General features: G+C 74.2%; 23 protein-coding genes. 8 read left to right on the forward strand and 15 right to left on the reverse strand.

Translation table 11 applies throughout. The features are described from left to right. The first annotated feature begins 135 nt into the window (after nucleotides 1-135). Nucleotides 136-1,212, forward strand: coding sequence for an adenosine deaminase (locus tag FJK98_RS04230; RefSeq protein WP_145917850.1), 1,077 nt, complete (start codon nucleotides 136-138; stop codon nucleotides 1,210-1,212). A gap of 1 nt (nucleotide 1,213) precedes the next feature. Here FJK98_RS04230 and FJK98_RS04235 read toward each other — a convergent pair whose 3' ends face one another. Beyond that, nucleotides 1,214-1,687 (reverse strand): ATP-binding protein, encoded by a 474-nt coding sequence (locus FJK98_RS04235; protein WP_228544072.1) that lies wholly within the window; start codon nucleotides 1,685-1,687, stop codon nucleotides 1,214-1,216. 322 nt (nucleotides 1,688-2,009) lie between these two features. Here FJK98_RS04235 and FJK98_RS04240 point away from each other — a divergent pair, with 322 nt between their 5' ends. The 4 genes from FJK98_RS04240 to FJK98_RS04255 all read left to right on the forward strand — a co-directional run bounded on the left by FJK98_RS04240 (nucleotide 2,010) and on the right by FJK98_RS04255 (nucleotide 7,073). Continuing rightward, nucleotides 2,010-5,606 carry a nitrate- and nitrite sensing domain-containing protein gene (locus FJK98_RS04240; RefSeq protein WP_145917852.1) on the forward strand — a complete coding sequence of 1,199 codons (3,597 nt, stop codon included), beginning with the start codon at nucleotides 2,010-2,012 and terminating at the stop codon, nucleotides 5,604-5,606. Next, nucleotides 5,603-6,007 (forward strand): roadblock/LC7 domain-containing protein, encoded by a 405-nt coding sequence (locus FJK98_RS04245; RefSeq protein WP_067304724.1) that lies wholly within the window; start codon nucleotides 5,603-5,605, stop codon nucleotides 6,005-6,007. Before FJK98_RS04240 ends, FJK98_RS04245 begins: the two co-directional genes overlap by 4 nt. 93 nt (nucleotides 6,008-6,100) lie before the next feature. After that, nucleotides 6,101-6,478, forward strand: a complete 378-nt coding sequence (locus FJK98_RS04250) for a DUF742 domain-containing protein (protein ID WP_088643989.1) — start codon at nucleotides 6,101-6,103, stop codon at nucleotides 6,476-6,478. Nucleotide 6,479: 1 nt separating this feature from the next. Next, a complete protein-coding gene (locus tag FJK98_RS04255) occupies nucleotides 6,480-7,073 on the forward strand; it encodes an ATP/GTP-binding protein (protein ID WP_088643912.1) in 594 nt (197 codons plus the stop codon). A 359-nt stretch (nucleotides 7,074-7,432) separates the two neighbouring features. On the opposite strand, the gene FJK98_RS04260 is transcribed toward FJK98_RS04255, so the two are convergent. Both FJK98_RS04260 and FJK98_RS04265 read right to left on the reverse strand, forming a co-directional pair. Next, nucleotides 7,433-10,018, reverse strand: coding sequence for a transposase (locus FJK98_RS04260; RefSeq protein ID WP_145917853.1), 2,586 nt, complete (start codon nucleotides 10,016-10,018; stop codon nucleotides 7,433-7,435). Between the two features lie 41 nt (nucleotides 10,019-10,059). After that, a complete protein-coding gene (locus FJK98_RS04265) occupies nucleotides 10,060-11,097 on the reverse strand; it encodes a DNA primase (protein WP_145917854.1) in 1,038 nt (345 codons plus the stop codon). Between the two features lie 151 nt (nucleotides 11,098-11,248). Here FJK98_RS04265 and FJK98_RS04270 point away from each other — a divergent pair, with 151 nt between their 5' ends. Next, nucleotides 11,249-11,590, forward strand: coding sequence for a PadR family transcriptional regulator (locus FJK98_RS04270; RefSeq protein ID WP_145917855.1), 342 nt, complete (start codon nucleotides 11,249-11,251; stop codon nucleotides 11,588-11,590). A gap of 120 nt (nucleotides 11,591-11,710) precedes the next feature. Here FJK98_RS04270 and FJK98_RS04275 read toward each other — a convergent pair whose 3' ends face one another. The 10 genes from FJK98_RS04275 to deoC all read right to left on the reverse strand — a co-directional run bounded on the left by FJK98_RS04275 (nucleotide 11,711) and on the right by deoC (nucleotide 23,081). Next, nucleotides 11,711-12,379, reverse strand: a complete 669-nt coding sequence (locus tag FJK98_RS04275; protein WP_145917856.1) for a permease prefix domain 1-containing protein — start codon at nucleotides 12,377-12,379, stop codon at nucleotides 11,711-11,713. Nucleotides 12,380-12,469: 90 nt separating this feature from the next. Next, nucleotides 12,470-14,347, reverse strand: a complete 1,878-nt coding sequence (cydC, locus tag FJK98_RS04280; protein WP_145917857.1) for a thiol reductant ABC exporter subunit CydC — start codon at nucleotides 14,345-14,347, stop codon at nucleotides 12,470-12,472. After that, nucleotides 14,344-16,029, reverse strand: coding sequence for a thiol reductant ABC exporter subunit CydD (cydD, locus tag FJK98_RS04285; RefSeq protein WP_145917858.1), 1,686 nt, complete (start codon nucleotides 16,027-16,029; stop codon nucleotides 14,344-14,346). The genes cydC and cydD overlap by 4 nt, the downstream gene beginning before the upstream one ends. Then, nucleotides 16,026-17,033, reverse strand: a complete 1,008-nt coding sequence (locus FJK98_RS04290) for a cytochrome d ubiquinol oxidase subunit II (protein ID WP_145917859.1) — start codon at nucleotides 17,031-17,033, stop codon at nucleotides 16,026-16,028. The genes cydD and FJK98_RS04290 overlap by 4 nt, the downstream gene beginning before the upstream one ends. 11 nt (nucleotides 17,034-17,044) lie before the next feature. Next, complete coding sequence (locus FJK98_RS04295) at nucleotides 17,045-18,295, reverse strand: cytochrome ubiquinol oxidase subunit I (protein ID WP_145917860.1); 1,251 nt, start codon at nucleotides 18,293-18,295, stop codon at nucleotides 17,045-17,047. 97 nt (nucleotides 18,296-18,392) lie between these two features. Then, complete coding sequence (locus FJK98_RS04300; RefSeq protein WP_145917861.1) at nucleotides 18,393-19,298, reverse strand: M56 family metallopeptidase; 906 nt, start codon at nucleotides 19,296-19,298, stop codon at nucleotides 18,393-18,395. A 10-nt stretch (nucleotides 19,299-19,308) separates the two neighbouring features. After that, nucleotides 19,309-19,791, reverse strand: a complete 483-nt coding sequence (locus FJK98_RS04305) for a BlaI/MecI/CopY family transcriptional regulator (RefSeq protein ID WP_145917862.1) — start codon at nucleotides 19,789-19,791, stop codon at nucleotides 19,309-19,311. A 53-nt stretch (nucleotides 19,792-19,844) separates the two neighbouring features. Next, the gene (locus FJK98_RS04310; RefSeq protein ID WP_145917863.1) at nucleotides 19,845-20,669 is read right to left on the reverse strand and encodes an aldehyde dehydrogenase family protein; all 825 of its coding nucleotides are present in this window, start codon (nucleotides 20,667-20,669) and stop codon (nucleotides 19,845-19,847) included. Further along, the gene (locus FJK98_RS04315; protein ID WP_145922563.1) at nucleotides 20,662-22,086 is read right to left on the reverse strand and encodes an aldehyde dehydrogenase family protein; all 1,425 of its coding nucleotides are present in this window, start codon (nucleotides 22,084-22,086) and stop codon (nucleotides 20,662-20,664) included. The genes FJK98_RS04310 and FJK98_RS04315 overlap by 8 nt, the downstream gene beginning before the upstream one ends. Before the next feature lie 5 nt (nucleotides 22,087-22,091). Continuing rightward, a complete protein-coding gene (gene deoC, locus FJK98_RS04320) occupies nucleotides 22,092-23,081 on the reverse strand; it encodes a deoxyribose-phosphate aldolase (protein ID WP_145917864.1) in 990 nt (329 codons plus the stop codon). Between the two features lie 149 nt (nucleotides 23,082-23,230). Between deoC and upp the strand changes: the two genes are divergently transcribed. Continuing rightward, nucleotides 23,231-23,863, forward strand: coding sequence for a uracil phosphoribosyltransferase (gene upp / locus FJK98_RS04325; protein ID WP_145917865.1), 633 nt, complete (start codon nucleotides 23,231-23,233; stop codon nucleotides 23,861-23,863). A gap of 145 nt (nucleotides 23,864-24,008) precedes the next feature. After that, nucleotides 24,009-24,692 carry a GPP34 family phosphoprotein gene (locus FJK98_RS04330; RefSeq protein WP_145917866.1) on the forward strand — a complete coding sequence of 228 codons (684 nt, stop codon included), beginning with the start codon at nucleotides 24,009-24,011 and terminating at the stop codon, nucleotides 24,690-24,692. Between the two features lie 53 nt (nucleotides 24,693-24,745). Here the strand turns inward: FJK98_RS04330 and FJK98_RS04335 are convergent, their stop codons facing one another. Further along, nucleotides 24,746-24,949: a DUF397 domain-containing protein gene (locus FJK98_RS04335; RefSeq protein ID WP_145917867.1), complete on the reverse strand. Its 204-nt coding sequence runs from the start codon at nucleotides 24,947-24,949 to the stop codon at nucleotides 24,746-24,748. Further along, a complete protein-coding gene (locus FJK98_RS04340) occupies nucleotides 24,942-25,802 on the reverse strand; it encodes a helix-turn-helix domain-containing protein (RefSeq protein ID WP_370516999.1) in 861 nt (286 codons plus the stop codon). Before FJK98_RS04340 ends, FJK98_RS04335 begins: the two co-directional genes overlap by 8 nt. Nucleotides 25,803-26,191 lie beyond the last annotated feature (389 nt).

Below are 26,191 nucleotides of genomic sequence, written 5' to 3' on the forward strand. Positions count from 1 at the left end.
AAAGGTGCCGATGTAGCGGTATCCCCTCGCCCCTGATGCCGCTACATCGGCACCGTTGCGAGCCCGACACCGGCGCGTCGCCGGGCCGCGCGAGCCTGATCGCGGGCGGTCGGGGGGCGTGACTAGGGTCGGGGGATGGTCGCAATCCGATACGAGGACATCGTCAAGGTCCCGAAGGCGCTGCTGCACGATCACCTCGACGGCGGCCTGCGGCCGGCGACGGTCGTCGAGCTGGCCGCCGAGGTGGGGCACGAGCTGCCGAGCACCGATCCCGACACGCTCGGCCGGTGGTTCGCGGAGGCGGCGCACTCCGGTTCGCTGGAGCGCTACCTGGAGACGTTCGCGCACACCGTCGCGGTCATGCAGACCGTCCCGGCGCTGCGCCGGGTGGCCCGGGAGTGCGCGCTCGACCTGGCCGCCGACGGCGTGGTGTACGCCGAGGTCCGGTTCGCCCCCGAGCAGCACCTGGAGCAGAACCTCACCCTGGACGAGGTGGTCGAGGCGGTCGTCGCCGGTTTCGTGGAGGGCAGCGCGGAGGCCGCCGCGTCGGGCACCCCGATCCGGGTCGGCACCCTGCTCACCGCGATGCGGCACGCCGCCCGGTCGCAGGAGATCGCCGAGCTGGCCGTCCGGCACCGCGACGCCGGGGTGGTGGGCTTCGACATCGCCGGCGCCGAGGCCGGTTTCCCGCCCACCCGCCACCTGGACGCGTTCGAGTACCTCCAGCGGGAGAACTTCCACTTCACCATCCACGCCGGCGAGGCGTTCGGGCTGCCGTCGATCTGGCAGGCGATCCAGTGGTGCGGGGCGGACCGGCTCGGCCACGGGGTGCGGATCGTGGACGACATCACCCCGGGCCCGGTGCCGACGCTCGGCCGGCTGGCCGCGTACGTGCGGGACAAGCGCATCCCGCTGGAGCTGTGCCCGTCGTCGAACGTGCAGACCGGCGCGGTGGCGTCGATCGCCGACCACCCGATCGGGCTGCTGCGGGAGCTGCGGTTCCGGGTGACGGTGAACACCGACAACCGGCTGATGAGCGGCACCTCGATGTCGCGCGAGATGGCGCTGCTGGTGGAGAACTTCGGCTACGGCTGGAAGGAACTCCAGTGGTTCACGGTCAACGCGATGAAGAGCGCCTTCATCCCGTTCGACGAGCGGCTGGCGATCATCGACGAGGTGATCAAGCCGGCGTACGCGAAGCTGATCGGCTGACTCAGCGGTGCGGGTGGCCGGCGACCAGGTCGGCCACCCGGCGCAGGAACTCCCGGGCGTGGGCCGCCTCGGCACCGAGGCCGGTCTGCCGCCGCAGCACCGCCGGTTCGGCGCGCAGCAGCGCCAGCCCGCGCCGGACCAGCACCTTCGGCGCCTTGCGCTGTTCGGACAGGTCCCGGGCCAGCCGCCGGACGAAGGTCGCCCCGCGCGGCCGGCGCAGCGCGTACGCCCCCGCGAGCAGTCCCCGGCGGCGGCATTCCTCGACGATCTCGGCGGCGAAAATCCCTTCGGCGATGAAGAGTGGCGATCCGGTCACCTCGAATGGCCGGGTGGCCACCCGTCGATCCGCACCGATCGCATAGACCGGCACGTCGGCCCGGCCCTGCTGGGCCAGTCGGGCAATTGTCTCCACCGCCGTTCCCGCGTCCCACGACTCGGGCGCGTCCCAGTCGACCAGTCCGTTCTGTCGCGGCAACGTAGGGTCATCACCGTTCTTGTAGAAGTCGTCCAGGCAGAGCACGGGAAGCCTGGTTCGTTGCGCTATGTACGACTTTCCAGACCCGGAGGGGCCGGCGAGGAGGACGACGCGGTGGCGATATTCCATTACTTTGGGTAACTCCGGAAAGACGGATTGCGATCAAATTGCATCAACATCTCATCACACCTCCGGCGACCGACAACCTGGGCTTTCTCTTTCAGGGGAGGCGTGATGGAATCTCGGAGGTCCGACCCGCCGGGTCGGCTGCTGGGCGTTGCCCGTGGCAACGCGGAGACGCTGTAATCGCGAGGGCGGTGACGTGAGCAAACGGCCAACGACGGCGAACTCCTTCCTGTCGCGTCTGCGTCGGCCGGCCGGCCGGCTCCGCGACATGCCGATCTGGTCCAAGCTCGGGCTGATCATGATCGTGCCGACCATCGCCACGGTCGTCGTGGGCACCAGCGGACTGGTGGACCACCTGCAGACGCTCAACAACGCCAACCGGGCCGGTGACCTGGCCAACCTGGTGGGTTACTCGGGTGACCTCGTCAACACCCTCCAGGACGAGCGCACCAACGCCGTCCTCCTGCTCGGCTCGCCCAAGGGGCAGGCCCGCGCCCAATACCAGGAGGCGTACAACCGGGTCAACCAGCGGGTCGACCAGTCCAAGGCGCCGTACTCGCAGCAGCGTGCCGAGATCGAGGGACTGCCGGCCACCCTGGAGACACAGCTCGACCGGATCGACAGCGACCTGACCGAGATGCCCGGCATCCGCAGCCAGGTCTACAACGGCAAGCTGCGGCTCAGCGAGGCGGTCAGCCGGTACACGGGCCTGATCAACAATCTGATCACCATCCGTGACTCGGCCACCCAGCTCGCCGGCGACAACGACCTCAGCGACCAGATGCGCGCCGCCGCCGCGATGGCCCGCGCCAAGGAGTACGCCTCCGTCCGCCGGATCGCGGTGCACCAGGTGCTGCTCCAGAAGGCGTACACCCCGGCCCTGCGCGAGCTGTACATCTCCAGCAACACCGGTGAGCAGCAGGCCCTGCAGAGCTTCCAGGCCGTGGCGAGCCGCGCCGAGCGCGAGTTCCAGGACCAGACCGTCTCCGGCTCCGACCGGCGGCAGGCCGACATCTACGCCGGCCAGGTCAGCGCGCTCAACAGCGACAAGCTCGACGGCCTCACCTTCAGCACCGACCAGTGGGACGCGGCCATGGTCGCGTACGCCCAGCTCAACCGGGCCGTCGAGGTGCGCCTCGACAGCGACGTGGTGGCCAAGGCCGACGAGCTGCGCTCCGACGTGCAGCGTCAGGTCTTCCTGGAGACCGGCCTGCTGCTGAGCATGCTGCTGCTGGCGATCCTCTTCGCCTATTTGGTCGCCCGGTCGATGGCCCGCTCCCTGCGTGACCTGCGCCAGGGTGCCCTGTCCATCGCCCAGTTCGGCCTCCCGCAGGCGGTGGCCCGGCTACGGGACCCGCAGTTCACCGGCCAGCAGTCGCCGGCCCAGCTGGCCAACCAGATCGCCGAGCCGCTGCCGGTCCGCAGCCGCGACGAGTTCGGCCAGGTGACCGAGGCGTTCAACGCCGTCCACCTGGAGGCCGTCCGGACGGCCGCCGAGCAGGCCGCGCTCCGTTCCTCGGTCGCGACGATGTTCGTCAACCTCGCCCGCCGCTCGCAGATCCTGGTCGACCGGCTGATCGGCCACCTCGACCGGCTGGAGCGCGGCGAGGAGGACCCGGACCGCCTGGCCGAGCTGTTCCAGCTCGACCACCTGGCCACCCGGATGCGCCGCAACGACGAGAACCTGCTGGTCCTCGCCGGTGCCGACTCGACCCGCGTGCAGCGCGAACCGGCCGCCCTGATCGACGTGCTGCGCGCCGCCCAGTCCGAGGTCGAGCACTACACCCGGATCGAGTTCGGGGTCATCGACCGGGACATCGAGGTCTCCGCGCACGCGGTCAACGACCTGGTGCACCTGGTCGCCGAGCTGTTCGACAACGCGACCGCGTTCTCCCCGCCGGACTCCCAGGTGATGGTCGAGGCCCGCCGGGTCGGCGACCGCGCGTCGCTCTACGTCGAGGACCGGGGCATCGGCATCAGCGCCGAGCAGCTGACCGACCTCAACGAGCGGCTCGCCACGCCACCCCAGGTGGACGTGGCCGTCTCCCGGATGATGGGCCTGGTCGTGGTCGCCCGGCTGGCGTCCCGGCACGGCGTCAAGGTCGAGCTGCGTCCCGGCACCGACCGGGGCACCGTGGCCGAGGTCGTCCTGCCCACGTCGGTGCTGGTGCCCCGGGCGCTCAGCGGCCGGGCCCCCGGCACGCCGGGGCTGCCGGCCGCCGGCCCGCAGTTCGGCGGCGGGGCCGCCCCGGCCTTCGGTGGCTCCGGTGCCGCGCCGGCCTTCGGCGGTGCCGGCACCCCGTCGACGTTCGGCGCGCTTCCCGCCCTCGGCAACGGCCAGCCGCCGGCCCCCCGGGCGGGTGAGTCCGGCAACCAGGTCACCCTCGGCGGGCGGCCCTTCGACCCGGCACCGCGCAACGGCTCCCCCGCCCCCGCCAACGGCGGGCGCGGGATGCCCGCCTGGTCCGACCTCACCGGCGCCAGCGGGATCAACGGTGGCGACGGCTTCAACCCGCGTGCCACCAACGGGCAGGCGATCGACCCGCTGCCGCAGCGGCGGAGCACCGACGACCCGGACAGCACTGGCCAGCAGCCGGTCATCCCGCGTCAGCTGCCGAGCAGCCCCGAGGCCCGGCCGTACAGCTCCCCGCCGGTACCGCCGGTGTCGGCCCCGCCGCTGCCACCCGCGTACCCGGTCGCCCCGGTGTCCGGTCAGCCCGTCTCGGGCCAGCCGGTCTCCGGTTACCCGGTGTCCGGTCAGCCGACCTACGGCTACCCGGTGTCGGGTCAGCCCGCACCGGGCTACCCGGTGTCGGCGTCCCCGTACGCCGGTCAGCCGGGCCCGGCCGCGCCGGTCTCCGGGCCGCCCATCGGTCCGCTGCCGTCCCGGCCCACCTCGGGCGGGGCCGCGCCGGGTGCCGCCGCCCCGCCGGCCTGGCCGCCGGTGGCGAACCCCGACCGGGACACGGCCACCCCGCCGGTCCCCGAGCGGCTCGCCGCCGCGCTGGACATGACCACCGAGCTGCCCCGGGTGCCGCGCGCCGAGCCGGCAGCGCCGGTCACCCGGCAGCCCGCGCCGCCGGTGCGGGCCGCCCAGGCGACGCCGGCCAACCGGCCGTCGGCACCGCAGCAGGTTCCCCAGCAGCGGTACGCGGACGAGACGATGGAGCTGCCGATCTTCCGGGAGCTGGAGTCGGCCTGGTTCCGTACCCGTAAGCCCGGCCCCGAGGACGCGGCCGGCGCCAAGCAGGCGGCCAACGGCACGACGGCCACCCATGCGGCCGTCGACACCGCCGGTCACCCGGCCCAGTACACCGCACCAGGGACGACAGGTAGCGCACCGATGGCAGACACTGCGCCGGCCGGGGGCGTGCCGCGTGACAACGGGTCGACAGTGAACGGCGGCGGGTTCCCCGGTCGCGGCGACGGCCCGGCGAACCGACGTCCCACCGCGCCGCCCGCCGGCTGGCAGACCGCCGCCGACGAAGGCTGGCGGGCGGCGGTGGCCGCGACCGAGGCACCGGTGGCCGGCACCACCCAGACCGGCCTGCCGAAGCGGACGCCGATGGCGCAGCTCGTGCCGGGGGCGATCGAGAAGCCGACCACGTCGGTGCAGCGGCGGACGCCGGAAGCGGTCAGGGGTCTGCTCTCGGCCTACCATCGAGGTGTGCAACGCGGCCGGACCACCTCGGACAACCCCACCAACCCGGACGCGACTCCGGGCGGGCAGCAATCCTCGTCGTCTGGCTCCGGCCCGGCGGGCGGGAGCGGGCAGAAGGAGCAAGAAGGATGACAACTACGCAGGATCTGGGTTGGCTGCTGGCCAACTTCGCCGACCGGGTGCCGGGTGTCGCGCACGCGGTCGCGGTCTCCGCCGACGGCCTGCTCCTCGCTTCGTCGCGTGACCTGCCCCGGGACCGGGCCGACCAGCTGGCCGCGATCGCGTCCGGCCTGGTCAGCCTGACCCAGGGGGCGGCCCGCTGCTTCGAGGGCGGCGCGGTGTTGCAGACCGTCGTCGAGATGGACAACGGTTTCCTGTTCCTGATGTCCATCTCGGACGGGTCGTCGTTCGCCGTCCTGGCCGCGCGCAGTTGCGACGTCGGTCAGGTCGGGTACGAGATGGCGCTGCTGGTCGACCGGGTCGGCGACGCGCTCACGCCGCAGGCCCGTACGGCTGTCGGGATGATGGGCTGACCGGGCTGACCGCCTGGTCGGCACGGGACGACAAGAACGACGGGTTCCACCGGGTGAGAGCCGGTGCCGGGGACGAAGGAGGTGAGCGGCGACATGGTCGATCGTGACGAACCGACAGGTGCGTTGGTCCGGCCGTACGCCGTGACCCGCGGTCGTACCCGTCCCCGGCTCGACATCGCCCTGGAGGCGCTCGTCGAGACGACGGTGCGCGGTCGTGCTGCTGCCGGTGGCAACGGCGGTCAGGGCCGGGAGCACCAGTACATCGCCGCGCTGTGTGACGGACGTGTGCAGTCGCTCGCCGAGATCGCGGCGCGGATGCAGCTTCCGCTCGGCGTGGCCCGGGTGCTCATCGCCGACATGGCGACGGACGGCCTGGTCGCGGTCCACGAGCCGACCATCTTGGACGACTCGGACGACGCGGTGGGCACTGAACTGCTGGAGAGGGTGCTGAGTGGACTTCGCAGGCTCTGACATGTCGCAGCGGCCGCCTGCCCCGAACGGGCGCGTGACGTCGGCGAAGATCGTTATCGCCGGTGGGTTCGGCGTCGGCAAGACGACGCTGGTCGGCTCGGTCTCGGAGATCACGCCGCTGACCACCGAGGCCATCATGACCTCGGCCGGTGTGGGCGTCGACGACACCCGGCAGGTGCCGGGCAAGACGACGACCACCGTGGCGATGGACTTCGGCCGTATCTCGATCGACCGGGATCTGATCCTGTACCTGTTCGGTACGCCCGGTCAGACGCGGTTCTGGTTCATGTGGGACGAACTGGTCCGGGGCGCCATCGGTGCCGTGGTGCTCGTCGACACCCGCCGGTTGGCCGACTGCTTCGCGGCGATCGACTTCTTCGAGCACCGGCGGCTGCCGTACCTGGTGGCGATCAACTGCTTCGACGGGATGCAGTACCACGACCCGCAGGACGTCCGGGACGCGCTGGCGATCTCGACCGACGTGCCGGTGGTCGCCTGCGACGCCCGTAACCGGGAGTCGACCAAGCACGTGCTGATCTCGTTGGTCGAGTACGTGCTGACGATGCGTCGTTCGCGCGCGGTCGCGCCGGCCTGACCGACTCCGTACGCGCCCGGTGGCGGCTCCGGCCGCAACCGGGCGCGTCCGCGTTTCCCGACCCGGTACGCCGGAAGCCCGTCGGCGGCCCTCCGCCCCGGCCCTCCGCCCCCTGCCCCTGATCCCGCGAAGCTGGCATGTCCGGGTGGCTGGGGATGCCTGGGGCCGTGCCCGGATGGCGTGGGCCTACCCGGGTGGGGGAAGGTCTGCGGCGGTCGTGTCCGCGCGCCGCCCTGCGGGCCGCTGGCGGGTCAACGACCTGAGGCGGTGCCCGAGGTAGGGCAGGTGCGTTCCGGTCCGCACAACGGCGCTGGCCCGACCGGATGAACCGGTCGGGCCAGCGGTGAGCTGTCAGAGGGTCAGGAGCGGTAGCCGGCGGAGCGGAACTCGTACTCCCGGTCGTCGTCCCGCTCGGTCGGGTCCCGGCTGAAGTCCCAGCCGCCGGCCGCCTCCCGGCCGGGCCGGCCGCCGACGGCGAAACCGCCGATCTCCTGGCCGCGACGCCAACCCCGGAAGTAGCCTGTGGTGTTCTCGGCGAGGCTCGCCGCGTCCCGGACGATCCGCAGCGGACGCTCCTCGCGCAGCGGCGAACCGGGCACCAGGTTGGCCTGCGGGACCCGCTTGGGCAGCCCGGCGGAGGTTTCCGCGCCGACGGCCGGCTGCGCCACCTTCTCGGCGGCCTGCCAACCGGTGTCCGCGGTGGACGACCACTCCAGGTCGCTCTCGTCGCCGTGCCCGACGAACCATGCCGACTTCGCCTGGGCGAAGATCAGCAGGTCGCCGTCGCCCTCGTCGGAGACCGGCGGCGGGCGGTGCTCCATCGGCGCGGGACGGCGCTCGACCGGTTCCGGTCGCCGCTCCAGGGCCGGCCGGTCGCCGCGTGCCGGCCGCTCGACCCGGTCGAGCCGCTCCGCCCGGTCCAGACGTTCCGGGCGGTCAGTGCGGTCCAGCCGGTCGGGGCGGTCAACGGGACGGTCCAGCCGACCCGGCCGCTCGGCCCGGGTGGGGCGGTCCAGTTGCTCCGCCCGGTGGGGTCGCCCGGCCCGGCCGGCCTCGTCCCGGTCCACCAGCCGCAGCGGCGGGGTGTCCAGGTGCGGGTCGGCGGGGGAGTCCAGCCCGTCCCGCAGGGCCCGGTCGGCCAGCGGCGGCGGCTCCACCAGCCGCAGCATCGGCGGCTCCTGCGGCAGGTCGTCGGCGAGCCACGGCGGGGTGATCCGGCGGCCGGCACCCGCGTCGGTGGGGGCGTCGGCCGACCGGCCGGCCCGCTCGCCGTACGCCGGCACCACCGGGTTGTTGGCGGAGCTGTCGGACGGGTCCTCCGGGTTGTTGACCAGCGGCCAGTTCGCCCGCGACCCGGGCGGGGCGGTGGGCTGCTCCGGCTCGGGCCGGCTGACCGGCACCGGGACGTTCAGGTCGGTGGCGCTGAATCCGCCGGTGGGGGTGGAGAGCGCGCCGGTGGTCTTCGGCCGGGGCGGGATCACGGTGCGCTGCCGCTCGGCGCGGGCGTTGTTGATCGCGGCGGTGGTCAGCGTCGGCCGGAACGGCTCACCCGCCTCGGCGGGTGGCACGGTGCCGCGCTGCGCCGGAGCGATCGGGGTGATCCCCGGCGGAGGCGGCGGCGGGGCCGAGACCGGCCGGTTCGTCGGCGCGTCCACCCCGCGACGGATCGGCGGCATCATGGCGGTCGGCGCGTCCGACCCGCGACGGACCACGGGCATCCCCGGGTCGGTACGCGCGGGCGGCGCCGAGGTCGGCAGGCCGGCCGCGGCGGCCGGGGTGACCGGTGCCGGGGCCACCGGCGGTGGGGTGATCGGGGCGGGCGCCACCGGCGGCGGGCCGAGCGGTCGGGGTGCGGCCGGCATGCCGCTGCCGGGGACCGGCTCGGGGCGGCTACGACGACCGGTCGGCACCGGCGGTGCCGGCTCGGCGGGCCGGACCGGACGCAGCCCGGGGCCGGTGCCGCTGATCCCGGTCAGTTCGGCCACCTGCTCGCCCCGCCGGGCGGCGGCGCGGCGACCGGGCAACGGGCTCGGGGCGCTGACCCGGGTGGCGAGCGCGCCCACCAGGGCCTCGCAGCCGGCGTCGCAGGCGCGTACCGCGGCGACCGACTGCCGGACGGTCTCGGCGACGGCGGAGGTGAGCGCCCGGTTGACGGCGGCCCGGCGCGGGGTCTCGGAGATGGCCACCCGCAGCGCGGTGACGGCCGCCTCGATCTCCCCGGCCTCGGCGACCCCGTCGGCGGTGAGCCGTGCGGTGACCGCCTCGGCGGCCACCGACATGTCCCGGCCCCGGGCCGACGTGCCGGTGAGCATGTTCGGCTCGGGCAACGCGTCGAGGACGGCGAGCGCCACCGGCTCGGCCGGGTCCGGGTAGGCCCGCAGGGCCGCCGGGTAGAGCTCGCGGAGCACCTCGCGCAGGGCCACGGCGGCGGAGTGCCGGCCGCTGGACAGGGCGGCGTGGGCGGCGAGGACCTGCTTGAAACCGGCCAGGTCCCGGGGGGTCGGCAGGGTGACCGCGGAGAGCGCGCCGGCCTGGAGGGCGCGGGCCAGGCCCACCGCCCGCCGCTCGGCCGGCGCGGACTGCATCTCCTCCAGGGAGTCGTCGTCGGCGAACCGCTCGGCGAAGTCGTCGACCGAGTCGTCGTCGGCGATCGCGAGTGGACGGCCGGCCGCGCTCAGCAGTGAGGTGACCGCGTGGTCGTCGCTGTCGGCGGCGATCGCCACGCCACTCGGCCCGCCCGACCGCTCCACGAACAGCGTGACGAGCCGGGCGTAGCCGGCGGCGTCGTCGCTGATCTCGTAGACATGCAGCAGACGGCCTGCGTCGTCGACCACGGCGGACGTCAGCGTCGATCCGGCCGAGGCCGGTCGGTCAGCCGGATCTGCCGAGGCCAGACCGCAGTACACGCGCACGAGCGCCAAGGCGTCGTCCTCCTCCCGGGACACCGGTCTATTCACTGCCAGCCACTGATGCTCCCCGCTCGGGGTCAGTCGCGCCAGTCCACGACGGCAGAGATCTTGCCGACAATGGTGCGCCATCCCAAGCTTGCGGTCTGGGCCCCGATTTTTTTCAGCCGCCTACGGCCGAGAAAACCACCGACTCCGCCGTTGACAGAAGCGCGCAGCGCCTCGTCGAGGTCGTCCAGGCTGGAACCGGCCGAGAGCATGTCCAGCACGGCGGGCAGCCGCAGCGCGTACGACAGGTCGCGGGCGACCTCGCCGGCCTCGATGAGCAGGGTGGGGTCCCACGTGTCGTGCCCGCCGCGCAGGTTCTCCACGACCAGGTCGAGCTCGTAGGTGTCCTCGTCGCGCGGGGCGATGTCGGCGGGCTCCACCCGTTCGGACAGTTCATTCCAACCGTCCAGTTGAGACATGTCGTTGGGTGCGCCGGAGCGGACGAAGCTGACCAGCGACTCGGGGGTCTTGAACAGCAGCAGCCGGCCCTTGTGGCTCAGGAAGACCGGCACCTCCTCGTCGCCCTCGTCGTCGCCGTCGGTGTCCGTGTCCGCGTCGTCGTCCGTGGCGTCGGCCTCGGCGTCCGGGTCGGCGGTGTCGGTGTCCGGGTCGGCGGTGTCGCGCTTGCGGTCGGTCCGCTTGCCGTCGCCCTCGGCCTTGGCGTCCGCTCCGTCGTCCTCCGCCGTGAGGGCGGCGAACTCCTCGTCGAGGATGATCACCTCGTCGTCGTCCTCGGCCTCGACGACCTGACGCCGGGCCAGGAAGGGGTCGTCCTCGTCGCGCTCGACGACGTCCGTCGGGGTCAGCTCGCGTGCCGGCCGGTACGCCCGGAGCGTGAAGCCGGTGCCGGCGGGCAGGGCGATCTCGACCGGATCGATGTTCAGCTCGTCCCAGAGCGAACGGTCGACCGGGCCGGGTTCCACGTCGGGCCCGGCCGGCCCATCGGTGTCGTCGAGCTCGGGTTCGTCGGCGTCGGGCCGTTGGGGCGACTGGCGGGCCACGCTGACCTCCGTGTGCGTCGGGTTTGCCCACCCGGCGGCCTCGCGGTCGCCGAGTGACTCTGGGCACATACCCTAATGGGCGTCCCTGCGTCGGCGGACCCCGCACCCCGGGGCCGCCGCGAACCCGCACCTCGACGGCACTGCGAACCCGCACCTCGACGGCGTCCGGGGCCCGTGTCCCGCTGGCGGTCCGGCGGGTTGACAAGTAGCGTAACTACACATGAAGGCTCAGGCGCTGCACGGCCACCTCGACGCCCTGCTCCTGGCCGTGCTGGAGCAGGGGGAACTGCACGGCTACGCCGTCATCGAGGCCCTGCGCGCCCGCAGCGACGGGCAGCTCGACCTGCCGACCGGCACCATCTACCCGGCGCTGCGTCGGCTGGAACGGGCCGGTCACGTGGCCAGCTCGTGGAGCACCGTCAACGGTCGGGAGCGGCGCACCTACCGGCTCACCGACTCCGGCCGGGCGGCACTGGCCGGCGAACGGGCCGGCTGGCGCGCGTTCAGCGCGACCGTCGGCCGGTTCCTCGACCCCGCCGCCCCACCCCCCGCCCCGGCCTGACCCCGCCCGGTCCGCCTCCGCCGGCCCGACCCGGTGCCGGCCGGGTGGTCCGTCGCCGGGCGCGGCGTCAACGGGCGACCACCAGCCACAGCCGGGTGGCCCGTTCCCGGGACGGCGGGGTCAGCGGGCGGCCACCAGCCACAGCCGGGTGGCCCGGAAGAGCGTGAAGTAGGCGGCGCCGGCCAGCACCGATCCGACGATCATCGGCGGCCAGGTCAGGGCCGCGTCCCACAGCCCGACCGACCAGGCGAACAGCGCCACCCCGGCGACCGCGCCGACGACCAGCGTGCCGGCCAGCCCGAGCCCGAGCAGCCGCTCGACCGGCACGGTGGCCCGGCCCCGCCGGGCCGCCCACCGCCCGCCCAGCAGGGCCGCCAACGCCAACCCGGCCACGACCAGCCAGATCCCGTCCATCGAGGCGGCGAGCACCTGGTAGCCCGGCGGCGGGGGCGGCCCGCCGCTCCAGCTCGACCCCCGCCAGGTCAGGTCGCCGCCGAGGGTCAGCACCACGGCGATCAGCAGCGCCCGCCGGGACAGCCCACGCAACGCCCCGGCGGCCAGTTCCGCCTGGTACGCCGGGGCCAGGTCGGCCGGCGTCCCGAAGTCGGCCACGGCCCGCCGTTCGGCCTCCCGCGCCGGCAGCCCCCGTTCCCGGTACGCCCCGGCGGCGTCGTCCAGCGCGTCCCGTACCTCGCGGAGCAGCTCGGTCCGCAGCCGCGCCGGACCCCGCAGCCGGGACCCCAGATCCCGTAGCCGCTCGTCGATCCCCATCCCGTCGCAGGCACGCATGGCACCACCCTGTCACGCGCCGGTGCGCCCGCGCGTCGGGGAGATCCCCGGACCCGCGCTCCGGGGCCGGCCCCCGGATGCCGCGCCGGATCAGGGCGTCAGGGCCAGGTAGCCGCGCTCGGCGGCCGCCTGGAGCAGCCACTGGTCCCGGTACCAGCCGGGGGTGGCGACCAGGTCGGTGTGCCGTCCCCGCTGGACGATCCGCCCGGCGTCGAGCACCACGATCTCGTCCAGCCCGGCCAGGCCGTTGAGCCGGTGACTGATCACCAGCACCGAACGTCCGGCGGGGGTGGCCGCCAGCGTCCCGGCCAGCACCGCGTCGGCGGCGACCGGGTCGAGCCCCTCGGTCGGCTCGTCCAGCACCAGGACGCCGGGCGCGGCGAGCAGGGCGCGGGCCAGCGCGAGCCGCTGCCGCTGACCACCGGAGAGCTGACCGCCCTCCTCGCCGACCACGGTGTCCCAGCCGTCCGGCTGCTCCCGCACCCAGTCCAGCAGGCCGGCGGCGCGGGTCGCCCCGACCAGTTCCGCCTCGTCCGCGTCCGGCCGGCCGAGCAGCAGGTTCTCGCGGACCGAGGCGTGGAACACGTACGCCTCGGCGAGCAGGCCACCGACCGCCCGGGGCAACTCCCCGGGCGGGTACGCCGAGACGTCCCGGCCGGCGAGGGTGACCCGGCCGGCGTCGGGCCGTACCGCCCCGGTCAGCACGGCGGCCAGGGTGCTCTTGCCCGCCCCGCTCGGCCCGACCACCGCGATCCGGCGTCCGGCGGGCAGGTCGAGGTCGAACCCCGCCAGCGCGGGCGCGGCCCCCTCCCGGTACCGGACGACGACCCCGTCGAACCGCACGTCGAGCCCCGTCGTGGTCGCGTCCACCGGGCCACCGTCCGCCGCATCGGTGCCGGGTCCCGCCGTCGACCGCTGCCGACCGAACCCGGCCCCGGGGTCACCGTCGGTGTCGACGCCGGGGGCGTCGTCGAGCAGGGCGGCCACCCGGGCCAGGCCGGCGCGGAGCTGGGTGTGCTGACGTGCCGCACCGACCAGCGCCAACGCGATCTCCACCGCGGCGAGGGTGCCGACGGCGAGCACGCCCACCAGCACCCCGGGCACGTCGGCGCGGAGCGCGGCGAGCACCACCCCGGCGGCGGTCAGCCCGGCCACCAGCACCCCGGCCGCGTCCACCGCGAACCCGGTCACGGCGAGCCGGCGCTCCAGCCGGGCCAACCGGTCGGCGCGCCGGGTCGCGGCCCGCAGCGCCTGGTCGGTGGCCCCGAAGGCGGCCAGGTCGGCGGCACCGTGGGTGAGGTCGACGGCGTCGGTGGCGAGCGCGCCGCGCAGCGGCGCGACCTCGTCGGCGGCCCGGCGGGTCAGCGCGGTGGCCAGCACCGGCAACGCCACCCCGGCGACCAGCAACCCGACCGCGAGCACCCTGGCGGCGGGCAGCGAGACCAGCGCGGCCCCGCCGACGGCCAGCACCCCGACCAGGGCGGCCGCCGCCCCGGGCACGAGCACCCGCAGCAGCAGGTCCTGGACCGCCTCGACGTCGGAGACCAGCCGGCTCAGGGCGTCCCCGCTGCGCTGGCCGGCCGGCCCCCGACGGGCGGCGAGGCTGGCGAAGACCCGGGCCCGGACGTCGGTGATCATGCGGAGCACGGCGTCGTGACCGGCGAGCCGTTCGGTGTAGCGCAGCACCCCCCGACTGATCGCCAGCGCCCGGACGGCGACGATGGCGACGGTGAGCCGGTCCAGCGGTGGCTGGCCGGCGGCGCTCATCAGCAGCCAGGTGGCGGTGGCCATCAGGGCCAGGCCGGCGAGTTCGGTGGCCGACGCGAGCAGCCCGGCCCCGACCAGCCGGCCCAGGTACGGCCGGGCCAGCCGCAGCACCACCCGTTCGGGGCGCGTGACAGGGTCGGGTCGGGTGTTCGTCGGCCGGCCTGCCGCGCCGGGGGGAGGGGTGGTCGGGCGGGCGCTCACCGGCCGGCCTCCGCGGTCGGGGTCAGCTCGGTGACCCGGCCGGCGGCGACGTGCAGCACCCGGTCGGCGTCGGCCAGCAGGGCCGGCCGGTGCGCCACCAGCAGGGCGGTACGCCCGGCGACCAGCCGCCGGGTGGCGTCCAGGACGATCGTCTCGCTCGCCGTGTCGAGCCGGGCCGTCGGCTCGTCGAGCAGCACCAGCGGGGCGTCCCGGAGGAAGGCGCGGGCCAGGGCCACCCGCTGCCGCTGGCCGCTGGACAGCCCGTGGCCGCGCTCACCGAGCAGGGTGCCCAGCCCGTCGGGCAGGGCGGTCACGACCTCGTCCAGCGCCGCGTCGGTGACCGCGCGGGCCAGGTCGTTGTCGGGGGTGTCGGGCGCGCCGAGCCGGATGTTGTCGGCCAGTGAGGCGGCGAACAGGTGGGCCCGCTGCGGCACCCAGGCGATCTGCCGCCGCCACTGCTCGGGGTCGACGTCGGCCAGGTCGGTGCCGTCGACGGTGATCCGGCCGGCGGTCGGGGTGACGAAGCCGAGCAGCAGGCCGAGCAGCGTGCTCTTGCCGGCGCCGCTCGGCCCGACGACGGCGATCCGTTCGCCGGGCCGGATGGTGAGCGTGACGTCCCGCAGGGCGGTGGTCCGCTCGTAGGCGACGGTGACGCCGGAGAGGACGATCTCGCCGTCGCCGGACGGCGTCCGGGCGCGGCCGGTGGCCGCCGGGCCGCCACCGACCGGGCCGGCGGGTACGGCGGAGACGGTCAGTGCCTCGTCCAGCGCCGTGAGCCCCTCCATGCTGGCGTGGAAACGGCTGCCGGCCGCCCGCAACGGCAGGTACGCCTCCGGGGTGAGCAGCAGCACCAGCAGCGCGGTGGCCAGGGTGATCCCGCCGTCGAGCAGCCGGATGCCGACCGGCACCGCGACCAGCGCCACCGACAGGGTGGCGACCAGCTCCAGCACCAGCGCGGAGAGGAAGGCGATCCGCAGCGTCTTCATGGTGGCGACCCGGTGCCCGTCGGCCATCCGGCGGACCACCCCGGTCTGCGCCCGCGCCCGGCCGAACGCGCGCAGGGTGGGCAGCCCGGCGACCATGTCGAGGAAGTGCCCGCCGAGCATCGACAGCCGCCGCCACTGCCGTTCGGTGGCGGCCTGGGCCTGCCAGCCGAGCAGCGCGCCGAAGACCGGGATCAGCGGGATGGTCAGCACGATGATCAGGGCCGAACTCCAGTCGGCGAAGACCAGCCGGGCCAGCACGGCGGCGGGCACGGTGACGCTGAGCACGAGCTGGGGGAGGTAGCCGGTGAAGTAGGCGTCCAGGGCGTCGAGGCCGCGCCCGGTGAGGGTGGCGAGTTGACCGGCCCGCTGGCCGGCGACCCAGCCGGGCCCGTGCCGGCCGACGGCGGCGAGCAGGTCGGCGCGGAGCGTCGCCTTGACGGTGGCGGCGGCCCGCGCGGCGACGGTGCCCTGCCCCCAGGTGACCAGGGCCCGGCCGCCGACGGCGGCGACGAAGCCGGCCAGCGCGCCGGTGTCCAGCCGGCCGCCGATGCCGGCGGCGAGCACCGTGGCCAGGGCGGTGGCCTGCCCGACGACCAGCAGCGCGGTGAGCCCGCCGAGGGCCGCGAGCACGGCGAGGTCGCGCCGGGCCGCAGGGACCCGGCGCAGCAGACGCGGGTCGAAGGGACGGCGGTTCACCAGTACACCGGTGCCCTGCCGTCGGTCCGTCCCCGGAACACCCACCAGCTCATCGCCTGGAAGCCTAGTAGGGCCGGCAGGAGGGGCAGCAGCAGCCAGCCCAGCAGCTGCGACGTCGGCCCGCTGGCCGCCGCGTCGGTGACGGTCACGGTGGCCGCCGGGTCGACCGTGGAGACCAGCACGGCCGGCCAGCGGGCCGCACCGACGAGGGCCACCGGGAGCGCGAGGGCCGCGCCGGTGGCGGCCAGGGCCACCCCGGGCCGACCCCGGCGCAGCGCCGCGCGGGCCGCCAGCAGCGCCCCGACCAGCACCACCACCAGGAGTACGGCGGGCAGCGGCTGGCGGGTCGCCGCGCGTACCCGGTCGGAGAGCAGGCCCAGCGCGGTGGCCGTGGCGACCGCGGCGAGCGCCCCGCCGAGCAGCCGGCGGGCCAGCCGGGCGGTCGCCGGGGTGTCGGCGGCCGGCAGGCGCAGGGTGAGGAACGTCGCACCGTGCGCGGCGGCCAGGGTGAGCAGGGCGAGCCCGGTGGCGGCGACGAACGGGGTGGCCAGGTGGGTCTGGCCGGCGACGTGGCCGGTGGCGTCGATCGGCAGGCCCTGGAGCAGCCCGGCGAGCAGGGCACCCCAGCCGAAGGCGGCCAGCGCGCTGCCGGCGACGATCACCCGGTCCCAGCCACGGCGGGCGGCCGGGCCGGTCGGCCGGCTGCGGAGCTGCACCCCGGTGGTGACCAGGATCACCCCGACCAGTGCCCCGGCCACGGCGGGGTAGTGGCCGGAGAGGAGTTCACCCTCCAGGGTGGGGAACGCGCCGAAGAGGATGCCGGCGGCGGCCACCAGCCACACCTCGTTGCCGAGGAAGAACGGGCCGAGCGCGGTGAGCCCGGCGCGGTGGGCGGCCGGGGTGTCGCGCCGGGCGAGCAGCAGCCCCACCCCGTAGTCGGAGCCGGCGAGGACGAGGTAGCCGGCGAAGAAGAGGCCGAGCAGGGCGTACCAGAGCAGGGGCATCGGGGGTCCTCTCAGGCGAAGGCGGGGGTGGGCCGACGCTCGTCGTCGGGGGTGCCGGGCGGGCGGCCGAGCGCCGGGTCGACGGCACCCCGGGCGGCGTGCCGGGCGAGCAGCGTCCAGTTGGTGACGGCGAGCGCGCCGAGCAGCAGGCTGAAGCCGATCAGCGAGGCGAGCATCAGGCCCGGGTCGACGCGGGAGGCGGCCTGGTCGGTGGGGAGCAGCCCGTACGCGGCCCAGGGCTGTCGGCCGACCTCGCGGGCGAGCCAGCCGAGGAGCACCGCGACGAACGGCAGCGGCAGGGCGAGCAGGACGAGCCAGAGCGGGAAGCGCAGCCGGATCAGCCGGTCCCGCCAGAGCAGCGGCAGCAGCAGCCAGACGCAGCCCAGGGTGAACCCGATCAGGATCATGAAGCCGAGCCCGACGTTGGACAGCACCGGCGGGGTGTAGTCACCGGGGCCGAACCGGGTGGTCCACTCGGCGATCCGGGCGTCGGCGGTCGGGCCGGCGTCGAACTTGGTGGGTTGCAGCTCGCCGACCGGCCCGAACTGGGCGAAGCCGAACCCCTGTACCAGGCTGACCGACAGGGCGGCGGTGACCAGCCCGATCCGCAGGGCGGTGCGGTGCAGGGCGAAGTCGGTGGTCCGCCGGATCAGGTGCCAGGCGCTGACCGAGGCCATCAGCATGCCGCCGGTGAGCAGGCTGGCGGCGATCACGTGGCCCAGCGCCATGCCGAGGGTGGGGTTGGTGAGTAGCGCTCCGAAGTCGGTCAGGTGGGCGACCCCGTCGCGCACCCGGTAGCCGACCGGGTGCTGGAGCCAGGCGTTCGCCACCATGATCCAGAACGCCGAGGCGTACGCGGTGAGCGCGACCCCCCAGAGCAGCGCCAGGTGTACGCCGCGCCGCAACCGGTGCCAGCCGAAGATCCACATTCCGAGGAACGTCGACTCCAGGAAGAACGCCACGAGCGTCTCGATCGCCAGCGGGGCCCCGAAGACGTTGCCGACGTAGCGCGACAGCCCGCTCCAGTTCAGCCCGAACTGGAACTCCAGCACGATGCCGCTGGCGATGCCGAGCACGTAGTTGATCACGTAGAGCTGGCCCCAGAACCGGGTCAGCCGTTCCCACTTCGGGTCCCCGGTGAGCGCCCAGGTGGTCTGGAGCCCGACCAGCAGGGTGACCAGGCCGAGGGTGACCGCCACGAAGAGGAAGTGGATCGAGGTGGTGGTGGCGAACTGGAGGCGCGCGAGGAGCAGCGTGTCCATGAACCTCTCCAGAGGTAGTCCCGCTTGTCGTAGCGATGCTACACGTAGCTTGCCTACCTATAGGTGCGTGCGGAACCGCCGGCCGACGCGGGCGGTGTCAGCTCAGGAACAGCGAGATCGGCAGGGCGGCCAGGGTGGTCGTCACCGCCAGCGCGACGGCACCGAGCAGCCGGGGCGGCCGGTCGGCGACCAACAGCCGCTGCACCCGGACGTCGAGGTCCCGGTCACCGAGACCCAGCGTGCCGGCCGGGGCGATCCGGTGCCCGGCGGCGGCGAACCGGCGCAGCGCGCCCGCCAGCGGAGCCTCGGCATGCAGCGCACGGGCCTTGTCGTCGGCGCGCATCTCGACCAGCAGGGCCACCCGCTCGTGGGCGGCACCGACCCAGCGGAACCACGGCAGCGCCCGGCGCAACGCGGTGAACGGCAACAGCACCAGATCGTGCCGCTCCTGGGCGTGCGCCCGCTCGTGGGCGAGCACCGCCGCCAACTCGGCCCGGTCCAGCAGGCTGAGGGTGCCGGCACTGACCACCACCCGGGGCCGTACCCCGGGCAGGCAGTACGCGGCGGCGCCGGGATGGTCGAGCACCAGCGCGCCGGGGATCGCCGGGTCCCGGCGGGCGACCAGGGTGAGCAGGTCCCGGTGCCGACGCTGGGCCCGCACCGTGGAGTGCACGCTGCGGACGGTGGTGCCGAGCAGCACCGCGCCGATGCCGAAACCGACCCCCACCAGGCCCAGGTGGACGGCGGTCACCCCGGCCGGCAGCGTGCCGTGGGCCAGGTCGTCGGCGAGGGCCAGCAGCGCCCCGCCGGTCGGCCGGTCGTACGCGGTCAGCCCCAGCGCCATCGGCAGGCCCATCGCGGACAGGCCGAGGGCCAGCCCGACCGCCTGCCAGCAGACGATCGCGACCCGGGGGGCCCGCCACGTCCAGGTGGCGCGGGCCAGCACCTGGGCGGTCAGCCAGCAGGCCAGGACCGCCCCGGCGAAGTGCACGGCGTACGCCACGGCGGTCGCCCTACCGGTCCGTGGCCTCGTCGACGGCCCTGGGTCGGCCGGCGCGCGGGTCCCCGACCCGGTCGGTCAGCCCGGCCCCGGTCGACCCGGCGTCGGGTCCGGCCGGTGCGGGTCCGGCCAGCCCCGCCTCCGCACCGAGCGCCGCCCGCAGCACCTCGGCCTCGGTGCCGGTCACCGAGCGGGCGAAACGCACCAGCGCGGCGTCCCGGCTGCCACCGAGGTCGAGGGCGTCGAGCATGAGCTGGGCGATGTGCGCCTCCCGGCTGGCGGCGGCCCGGTAACGCCAGGCCCGCCCCTCGCGTTCGCGCTGCACCATGCCCTTGCCGGCGAGCCGGTCCAGCACGGTCATCACCGTCGTGTACGCCAACTCGCGCCCGTCCAGCGCCTCGGCGACCTCGCGTACGGTCACCCCGTCCGACGTGCCCGGGACCACGTCCCAGAGCACGTCCATCACCGCCCGCTCAAGATCGCCCAGCCGAGTCACCAGGTAATCCTACCCCCCGTAGTAGAACCCCTTCCACGGCAGGACACCCGTGATCACACCCCCTTGGGGTGCCAGACCGTCTTCGTCTCCAGCAGCGCGGTCATCCGGCGCAGGCCCGGGTCGCCCGTCCAGTCGTGGTCGGCCGGGGCCGGCCGGAGCACCCGCTTGAGGTTCTCCGCCGCCCTGGCCTCCAGGTCGGTCGCCAACTCCCGGTCGGCCACCCCGGCCAGGTCGATCGCGTTGACGTCGAGGTGCGCGGCCAGCGTCGGCGCGGTCTCGGTGATCCGGCCGGTGAGCAGGTTGACCACCCCGCCGGGCAGGTCGGAGGTGGCCAGCACCTCGGCCAGGGTCACCGCCGGAAGCGGCGCCGCCGGGGAGGCCGCCACCACCACCGTGTTACCGGTGACGATGGCCGGGGCGATCACGCTGACCAGGCCGAGCAGCGCCGGGGACTCGGGGGCCACCACGGCCACCACCCCGGTCGGCTCGGGCGCAGACAGGTTGAAGTAGGGCCCGGCGACAGGGTTGGCGCCGCCGTACACCTGGGGGAGCTTGTCGGCCCAGCCGGCGTACCAGACCCAGCGGTCGACCGCCGCGTCCACCTCGTCGCCGGGGACGCCGAGCGCCACGAACTGCTCGCGTCGGCCCTCCAGCATCTCGGCCACCCGGTAGAGGATCTGACCCCGGTTGTACGCGGTCGCGCCGGCCCACCCCTTGACGGCGGCGCGGGCGGCGACGACGGCGTCCCGCGCGTCCTTGCGGGAGGCCAGTGACACGTTCGAGTCCTGCACGAGATACGACCGTCCCGACTCGCTGCGCGGGAACTTCCCGCCGATGAAGAGCTTGTACGTCTTGCGTACCGCGACCCGCTCAGACATTGAGGTACGCCTCCAGCCCGTGCCGGCCACCCTCGCGGCCGTAGCCCGACTCCTTGTAGCCGCCGAACGGCGAGGTCGGGTCGAACTTGTTGAACGTGTTGGCCCACACCACCCCGGCGCGCAGCCGGTCGGCGGTCCACAGGATGCGGGAGCCCTTGTCGGTCCAGATCCCGGCCGACAGCCCGTACGGCGTGTTGTTGGCCTTCTCCACGGCCTCGGCCGGGGTGCGGAAGGTCAGCACGGACAGCACCGGGCCGAAGATCTCCTCGCGGGCCACCCGGTGCGCCTGGGTGACCCCGGTGAAGATCGTCGGTGCGAACCAGAACCCCCGGTCGGGCAGCTCGCACGGCGGCGACCAGCGCTGCGCGCCCTCGGCGGCCCCGGCGTCGGAGAGTTCCCGGATGCGGGCCAGTTGGGCGGCCGAGTTGATCGCCCCGACGTCGGTGTTCTTGTCCAGCGGGTCGCCGACCCGCAGCAGCGCCATCCGCCGCTTGAGCGCGTCGAGCACCTGCTCGGCGACGTTCTCCTGGACCAGCAGCCGGGAACCGGCGCAGCAGACGTGGCCCTGGTTGAAGAAGATGCCGTTGACGATCCCCTCGACGGCCTGGTCGACCGGCGCGTCGTCGTAGACGATGTTGGCGGCCTTGCCGCCCAGTTCCAGGGTGACCTTCTTGCCGGTGCCGGCCACCGACCGGGCGATGGCCTTGCCGACCTCGGTGGAGCCGGTGAACGCGACCTTGTCCACGCCCGGGTGCTCCACCAGCGCCCGGCCGGTGTCGCCCGCGCCGGTGACGATGTTGACCACGCCGGCCGGCAGGTCGGCCTGCTGGCAGATCTCGGCGAACAGCAGCGCCGTCAGCGGGGTGGTCTCGGCCGGCTTGAGCACCACCGTGTTGCCGGCGGCGAGCGCCGGGGCGACCTTCCAGGCCAGCATGAGCAGCGGGAAGTTCCACGGGATGACCTGCGCGGCCACCCCGAGCGGCTGCGGGTCCGCGCCGAAGCCGGCGTACGGCAGCTTGTCGGCCCAGCCGGCGTAGTAGAAGAAGTGCGCGGCGACCAGCGGCAGGTCGACGTCCCGGGACTCCCGGATCGGCTTGCCGTTGTCCAGCGACTCCAGCACCGCCAGCTCGCGGGAGCGTTCCTGGATGAGCCGGGCGATCCGGTACAGGTACTTGGCCCGGTCCCGGCCCGGCATCGGCCCCCACACCTTGTCGTACGCCTTGCGGGCGGCGCGGACCGCGCGGTCGACGTCCTGGGTGCCGGCCCAGGTGACCTCGGCGAGCACCTCCTCGGTGGCCGGGTTGACCGTCTTGTCGAGCTGCTCGCCGTCGACGAACTCGCCGTCGATGAACAGCCCGTAGGACGACCTGATGTCGACGATCGCGCGCGACTCGGGCGCAGGGGCGTATTCGAACATCATGCTCAGTCCAGGGTGAAGTAGTCGGGACCGGAGTAGGTGCCGGTCGTCAGCTTGGTGCGCTGCATGAGCAGGTCGTTGAGCAGGCTGGACGCGCCGAACCGGAACCAGTCCGGGTCGAGCCAGTCGCTGCCGACGGTCTCGTTGACCATCACCAGGTACTTGATGGCGTCCTTGGTGTTCTTGATCCCGCCGGCCGGCTTGACGCCGACCTGCCGCCCGGTGGCGGCCCGGAAGTCGCGGACCGCCTCCAGCATCACCAGGGTCACCGGCAGGGTGGCGGCGACCGGGACCTTGCCGGTGGAGGTCTTGATGAAGTCGCCGCCGGCCAGCATCGCCAGCCAGGAGGCCCGCCGGACGTTGTCGTAGGTGGCCAGCTCGCCGGTCTCCAGGATCACCTTCAGGTGGGCTGCCGGTCGCCCCTGGCGACCGCCATCAGCAGCGCCGCAGGCCTCCTTGACCGCCTTGATCTCGTCGTAGACCTCGGCGTAGCGGCCGGCCAGGAACGCGCCCCGGTTGATCACCATGTCGATCTCGTCGGCCCCGGCGGCGACGGCCGCCCGGGTGTCGGCGAGCTTGACGTCAAGCGGCGCCTGCCCGGACGGGAACGCGGTCGCCACGCTGGCCAGGTGCACGGCGCTGCCGCGCAGCACCTCGGCCACGTACGGGACCATCGCCGGGTAGACGCAGACCGCGCCGACGTGCGGGCAGGTCGGGTCGGCCGGGTCGGGGCGCAGCGCCTTGGCGGCCAGGGCGCGGACCTTGCCCGGGGTGTCGGCCCCCTCCAGGGTGGTCAGGTCGACCATCCGGATGGCCAGGTCGATCGCCTGCGCCTTGGCGGTGGTCTTGATCGAGCGGGTGCCGAGCTGTGCCGCCCGCTGCTCCGCGCCGACCTGGTCCACCCCGGGCAGGCCGTGCAGGAAGGTCCGCAAAGCGGTCTCGGATCGCCCCAGCTCGGACAGGTCCGACCGGGCCGACGTCGTTGTCGCCGTCATGCCCCGAATACTACGCAGCCGCGAGTCGGGTGATCCTGGTCACAGTGCCTCGGGGCGACCGGCCCGCCCGCCGGGCCGGAGGTGAGCGACGTCGCCGCCCGCCGCGCACCCGTACTGCCGGCCGACCGGGACCGGTAGGTTGAGCGATCGTGGACGTACACGTCATTGACCACCCGCTCGCCCAGTCGCGGCTGACCGCCATGCGGGACGCCCGGACCGACTCGTCGTCGTTCCGGGCCGCGCTGCACGAACTCACCACCATGCTGGTGTACGAGGCCGCGCGCACCTTCCCGGTCGAGAAGTACCCGGTGCAGACCCCGGTCACCGGGGCCGAGGGCACCCGGTTGGCGAACCCGCCGCTGCTGGTGCCGGTGCTGCGGGCCGGCCTCGGGATGGCCGACGCCGCCCTCGGGCTGCTGCCCGAGTCGTCGATGGGTTTCGTCGGCCTGGCCCGCGACGAGGAGACGTACGAGCCGCGCGCCTACATGGAGTCGCTGCCCCGGGACCTGACCGGGCTGCCGGTGCTGGTGCTCGACCCGATGCTGGCCACCGGCGGTTCGCTGGAGCACTGCTGCCGGCTGCTCGCCGACCGGGGCTGCACCGACATCACCGTGCTCTGCGTGCTCGCCGCGCCGGTCGGCATCGCCCGGCTGGAACGGTCGGGCCTGCCGCTGCGGCTGGTCACCGCCTCGATCGACGAGGGGTTGAACGACAACATGTTCATCGTTCCCGGCCTCGGTGACGCCGGTGACCGCCAGTTCGGCGGAATGCCCCGCTTCTGACCTGCCCGCCGCTGGTGCGCCCGGCGTCAGCAGGCGGGTGGCGGGCGGGTCGCGGGGAAGCGGTCGACCGGCCGTGGGGGGTTGCCTTCCCACGGAGAGCGAGTCGGGGAGCGCGGGGTGCGTTCAGGCGCTACCGTCTCGGGCCATGACTGGTGTTGCGCTGGCCGAGGAGTTGTTGCTCCTCGCGTATGACGATGAGACCGGCAAGGCGACCATGCCCCGGATCAGCCTCGACCTGGGGATGGCCGCCGCCGTCCTGGTCGAGCTGGCCCTCGCCGGCCGGATCGCGTACGTCGATGGGAACCTGGCGGTGACCGACCCGACGCCGGTCGGCGAGCCGATCCTGGACGGGGTGCTGGGCCGGCTGGCCGCCGACACCCCGCACAGCCCGTCCTCCTGGGTGCAGCGTCTGCGGCACGGCCTGCGCGACCGCATCCTCGGCGACCTGGTCGAGCGGGGTGTGGTGCGCGACGTCGAAGAGACCGAGCTGGACTTCATCGTGGTGCACCGCTACCCGACCACCGACCCGTCGGTGGAGCAGGACAGCCGGCGGCGGCTGGCCGAGGCGCTGGCCGGCGAGCAGCTCCCCGACGAGCGGACGGCGGCGCTGGCCACGCTGGTGGCGGTGCTGCGGATGGAGCCGGCGCTCGGCCTGGACGGCAGCGCCGCGCAGGACGCCCGGCGTCGGCTGGAGGAGATCGCGGGCGGGGCCGGCTTCTCCGGCACGATCAGCCTGGAGGAGTCGGTGGTCCGCCCCTCGGTGGCCCTGGTGGTCACCGCCCTCGGGCAGGCCGTCGACCAGGCGCTCGGCAAGCGCACCGTGGGCTGAGCCGGCCGCCCCGGCGGGTGGGGCCGCCGCAGCGGACGAGCGGGGGCCGGCCGTCAGCGGGTGAGCCGGTGAGCCTTGACGTCGGTGACGAAGGCGGACCAGGCGGTGGGTGGGACGGTGAGGGCCGGGCCGGTCGGGTCTTTGCTGTCCCGGATGCCGATGATGCCGGGGAGGTTGTCGGCCACCTCGACACAGTCGCCGCCGTTGGTGCCGCTGCGGGTGCTGGTGCGCCAGCGGGCGTCGGTCAGGTCAGGCATGGCATTCTCCCCGGATCGCGTCGATCAGCTCGGTCGATTGTCCCGCGTCGAGGGCGAGGGAATCCAGCCCCTTCCAGACCCGCTCGTAGGCGGCGATCTCCGCCGGCTGGTCGAGGTAGAGCGCGCCGGTGAGCCCTTCGACGTAGACGGTCGGCGGCTCGCTCGGGCTGCCGAGCGCCGAGGGTGGGAAGTCGAGCAGCACGAAGGTGCCGGCGTCGGCGGCCAGCGGTGGCCCGGCGGCCAGCGGTAGCACCCGGATCGTGATGTTGTGCCGCTCGCCGACGGCCACCAGGTGCCGGAGTTGGTCGGCCATCACCGACCGGCCCGGCACCGGGCGGCGCAGCACCGCCTCGCTGAGGATCACCGTCAGCGTGGGGGCCGGTGGGAGCCGCCGGGCCAGCAGCCCCTGCCGCTGGACGCGGAAGCTCACCGCCCTCTTCTGCTCCTCCTCGCCCAGTTCGGGCCGGTTGTGCTGGAAGAGCGCGGTGGCGTAGCCGGGAGTCTGCAACAGCCCCGGCACCAGCTCGGCGTTGTAATGACGAATGCTGCTGGCGACGTTCTCCAGGCCGACGTAGAGCGAGAACCAGGCCGGCACGGCGCTTCCGTGGGCGTGCCACCACCCCTCGGCCCGGCTCACCTCGGCCAGCCCCAGCAGCACGCTCGTCTGGTCGGGGGTGGCCTGGTAAAGCTCGCAGAGCACCCGGACGTCCGGCATCTTGGCCGACGTGAGGCCCCGCTCGATGCGCCAGAGCTTCTGTCGTGAGCAGTCCAGCTCCCCGGCCGCTGCCTCGATGCTCAGCCGGGCGTCCTCCCGCAATTGAGTGAGCAGCCTGCCGAGCTGCCGTCGCGGCACGGTCGAACTGTTTGTTTCACGCACCGTGCAACACCTTTCCGTCTGGAATGAAACAACGGTTCGCCGCCGATGCAACATCAGAGAGAACGCATACCGGTGACGTCAGGAAAATGGCGAGATCGATGCGCTGATGCTAATCACGCAAGCGGTTGGTGTGCAAGAGGTGACATCCGGTGATATCGGTGTTGGTCCCAGGTCGCCGGTCCCGACCGCGACCCGTCCCGCCGCCCTCGGCAGGCTGCCCAACCAGCCCGAGGTGGGATCGCACGTGCGCCTTGAGGTGTTCCCGGGAGCGGTCGGCGCTGCCGCCGAGGACCTGCACGCCCGCCACGGAGCGCTGCTGGTTCCCGGTCGACGGGCCGGCCCGAGTCGCCCCCATTCGACAACCC

Source organism: Micromonospora sp. HM134, assembly GCF_007833915.1.
Lineage (GTDB): Bacteria > Actinomycetota > Actinomycetes > Mycobacteriales > Micromonosporaceae > Micromonospora > Micromonospora wenchangensis.

What these genes read in the sequence shown, in the direction of transcription:
- FJK98_RS04230 (WP_145917850.1), top strand. Translation starts at nt 136, where the DNA reads ATGGTCGCAATCCGATACGAGGACATCGTCAAGGTCCCGAAGGCGCTG.
- FJK98_RS04245 (WP_067304724.1), top strand. Translation starts at nt 5,603, where the DNA reads ATGACAACTACGCAGGATCTGGGTTGGCTGCTGGCCAACTTCGCCGAC.
- FJK98_RS04250 (WP_088643989.1), top strand. Translation starts at nt 6,101, where the DNA reads ATGGTCGATCGTGACGAACCGACAGGTGCGTTGGTCCGGCCGTACGCC.
- FJK98_RS04255 (WP_088643912.1), top strand. Translation starts at nt 6,480, where the DNA reads ATGTCGCAGCGGCCGCCTGCCCCGAACGGGCGCGTGACGTCGGCGAAG.
- FJK98_RS04265 (WP_145917854.1), bottom strand. Translation starts at nt 11,097, where the DNA reads ATGTGCCCAGAGTCACTCGGCGACCGCGAGGCCGCCGGGTGGGCAAAC.
- FJK98_RS04270 (WP_145917855.1), top strand. Translation starts at nt 11,249, where the DNA reads ATGAAGGCTCAGGCGCTGCACGGCCACCTCGACGCCCTGCTCCTGGCC.
- FJK98_RS04275 (WP_145917856.1), bottom strand. Translation starts at nt 12,379, where the DNA reads ATGCGTGCCTGCGACGGGATGGGGATCGACGAGCGGCTACGGGATCTG.
- FJK98_RS04290 (WP_145917859.1), bottom strand. Translation starts at nt 17,033, where the DNA reads ATGCCCCTGCTCTGGTACGCCCTGCTCGGCCTCTTCTTCGCCGGCTAC.
- FJK98_RS04295 (WP_145917860.1), bottom strand. Translation starts at nt 18,295, where the DNA reads ATGGACACGCTGCTCCTCGCGCGCCTCCAGTTCGCCACCACCACCTCG.
- FJK98_RS04310 (WP_145917863.1), bottom strand. Translation starts at nt 20,669, where the DNA reads ATGTCTGAGCGGGTCGCGGTACGCAAGACGTACAAGCTCTTCATCGGC.
- FJK98_RS04315 (WP_145922563.1), bottom strand. Translation starts at nt 22,086, where the DNA reads ATGTTCGAATACGCCCCTGCGCCCGAGTCGCGCGCGATCGTCGACATC.
- deoC (WP_145917864.1), bottom strand. Translation starts at nt 23,081, where the DNA reads ATGACGGCGACAACGACGTCGGCCCGGTCGGACCTGTCCGAGCTGGGG.
- FJK98_RS04330 (WP_145917866.1), top strand. Translation starts at nt 24,009, where the DNA reads ATGACTGGTGTTGCGCTGGCCGAGGAGTTGTTGCTCCTCGCGTATGAC.
- FJK98_RS04335 (WP_145917867.1), bottom strand. Translation starts at nt 24,949, where the DNA reads ATGCCTGACCTGACCGACGCCCGCTGGCGCACCAGCACCCGCAGCGGC.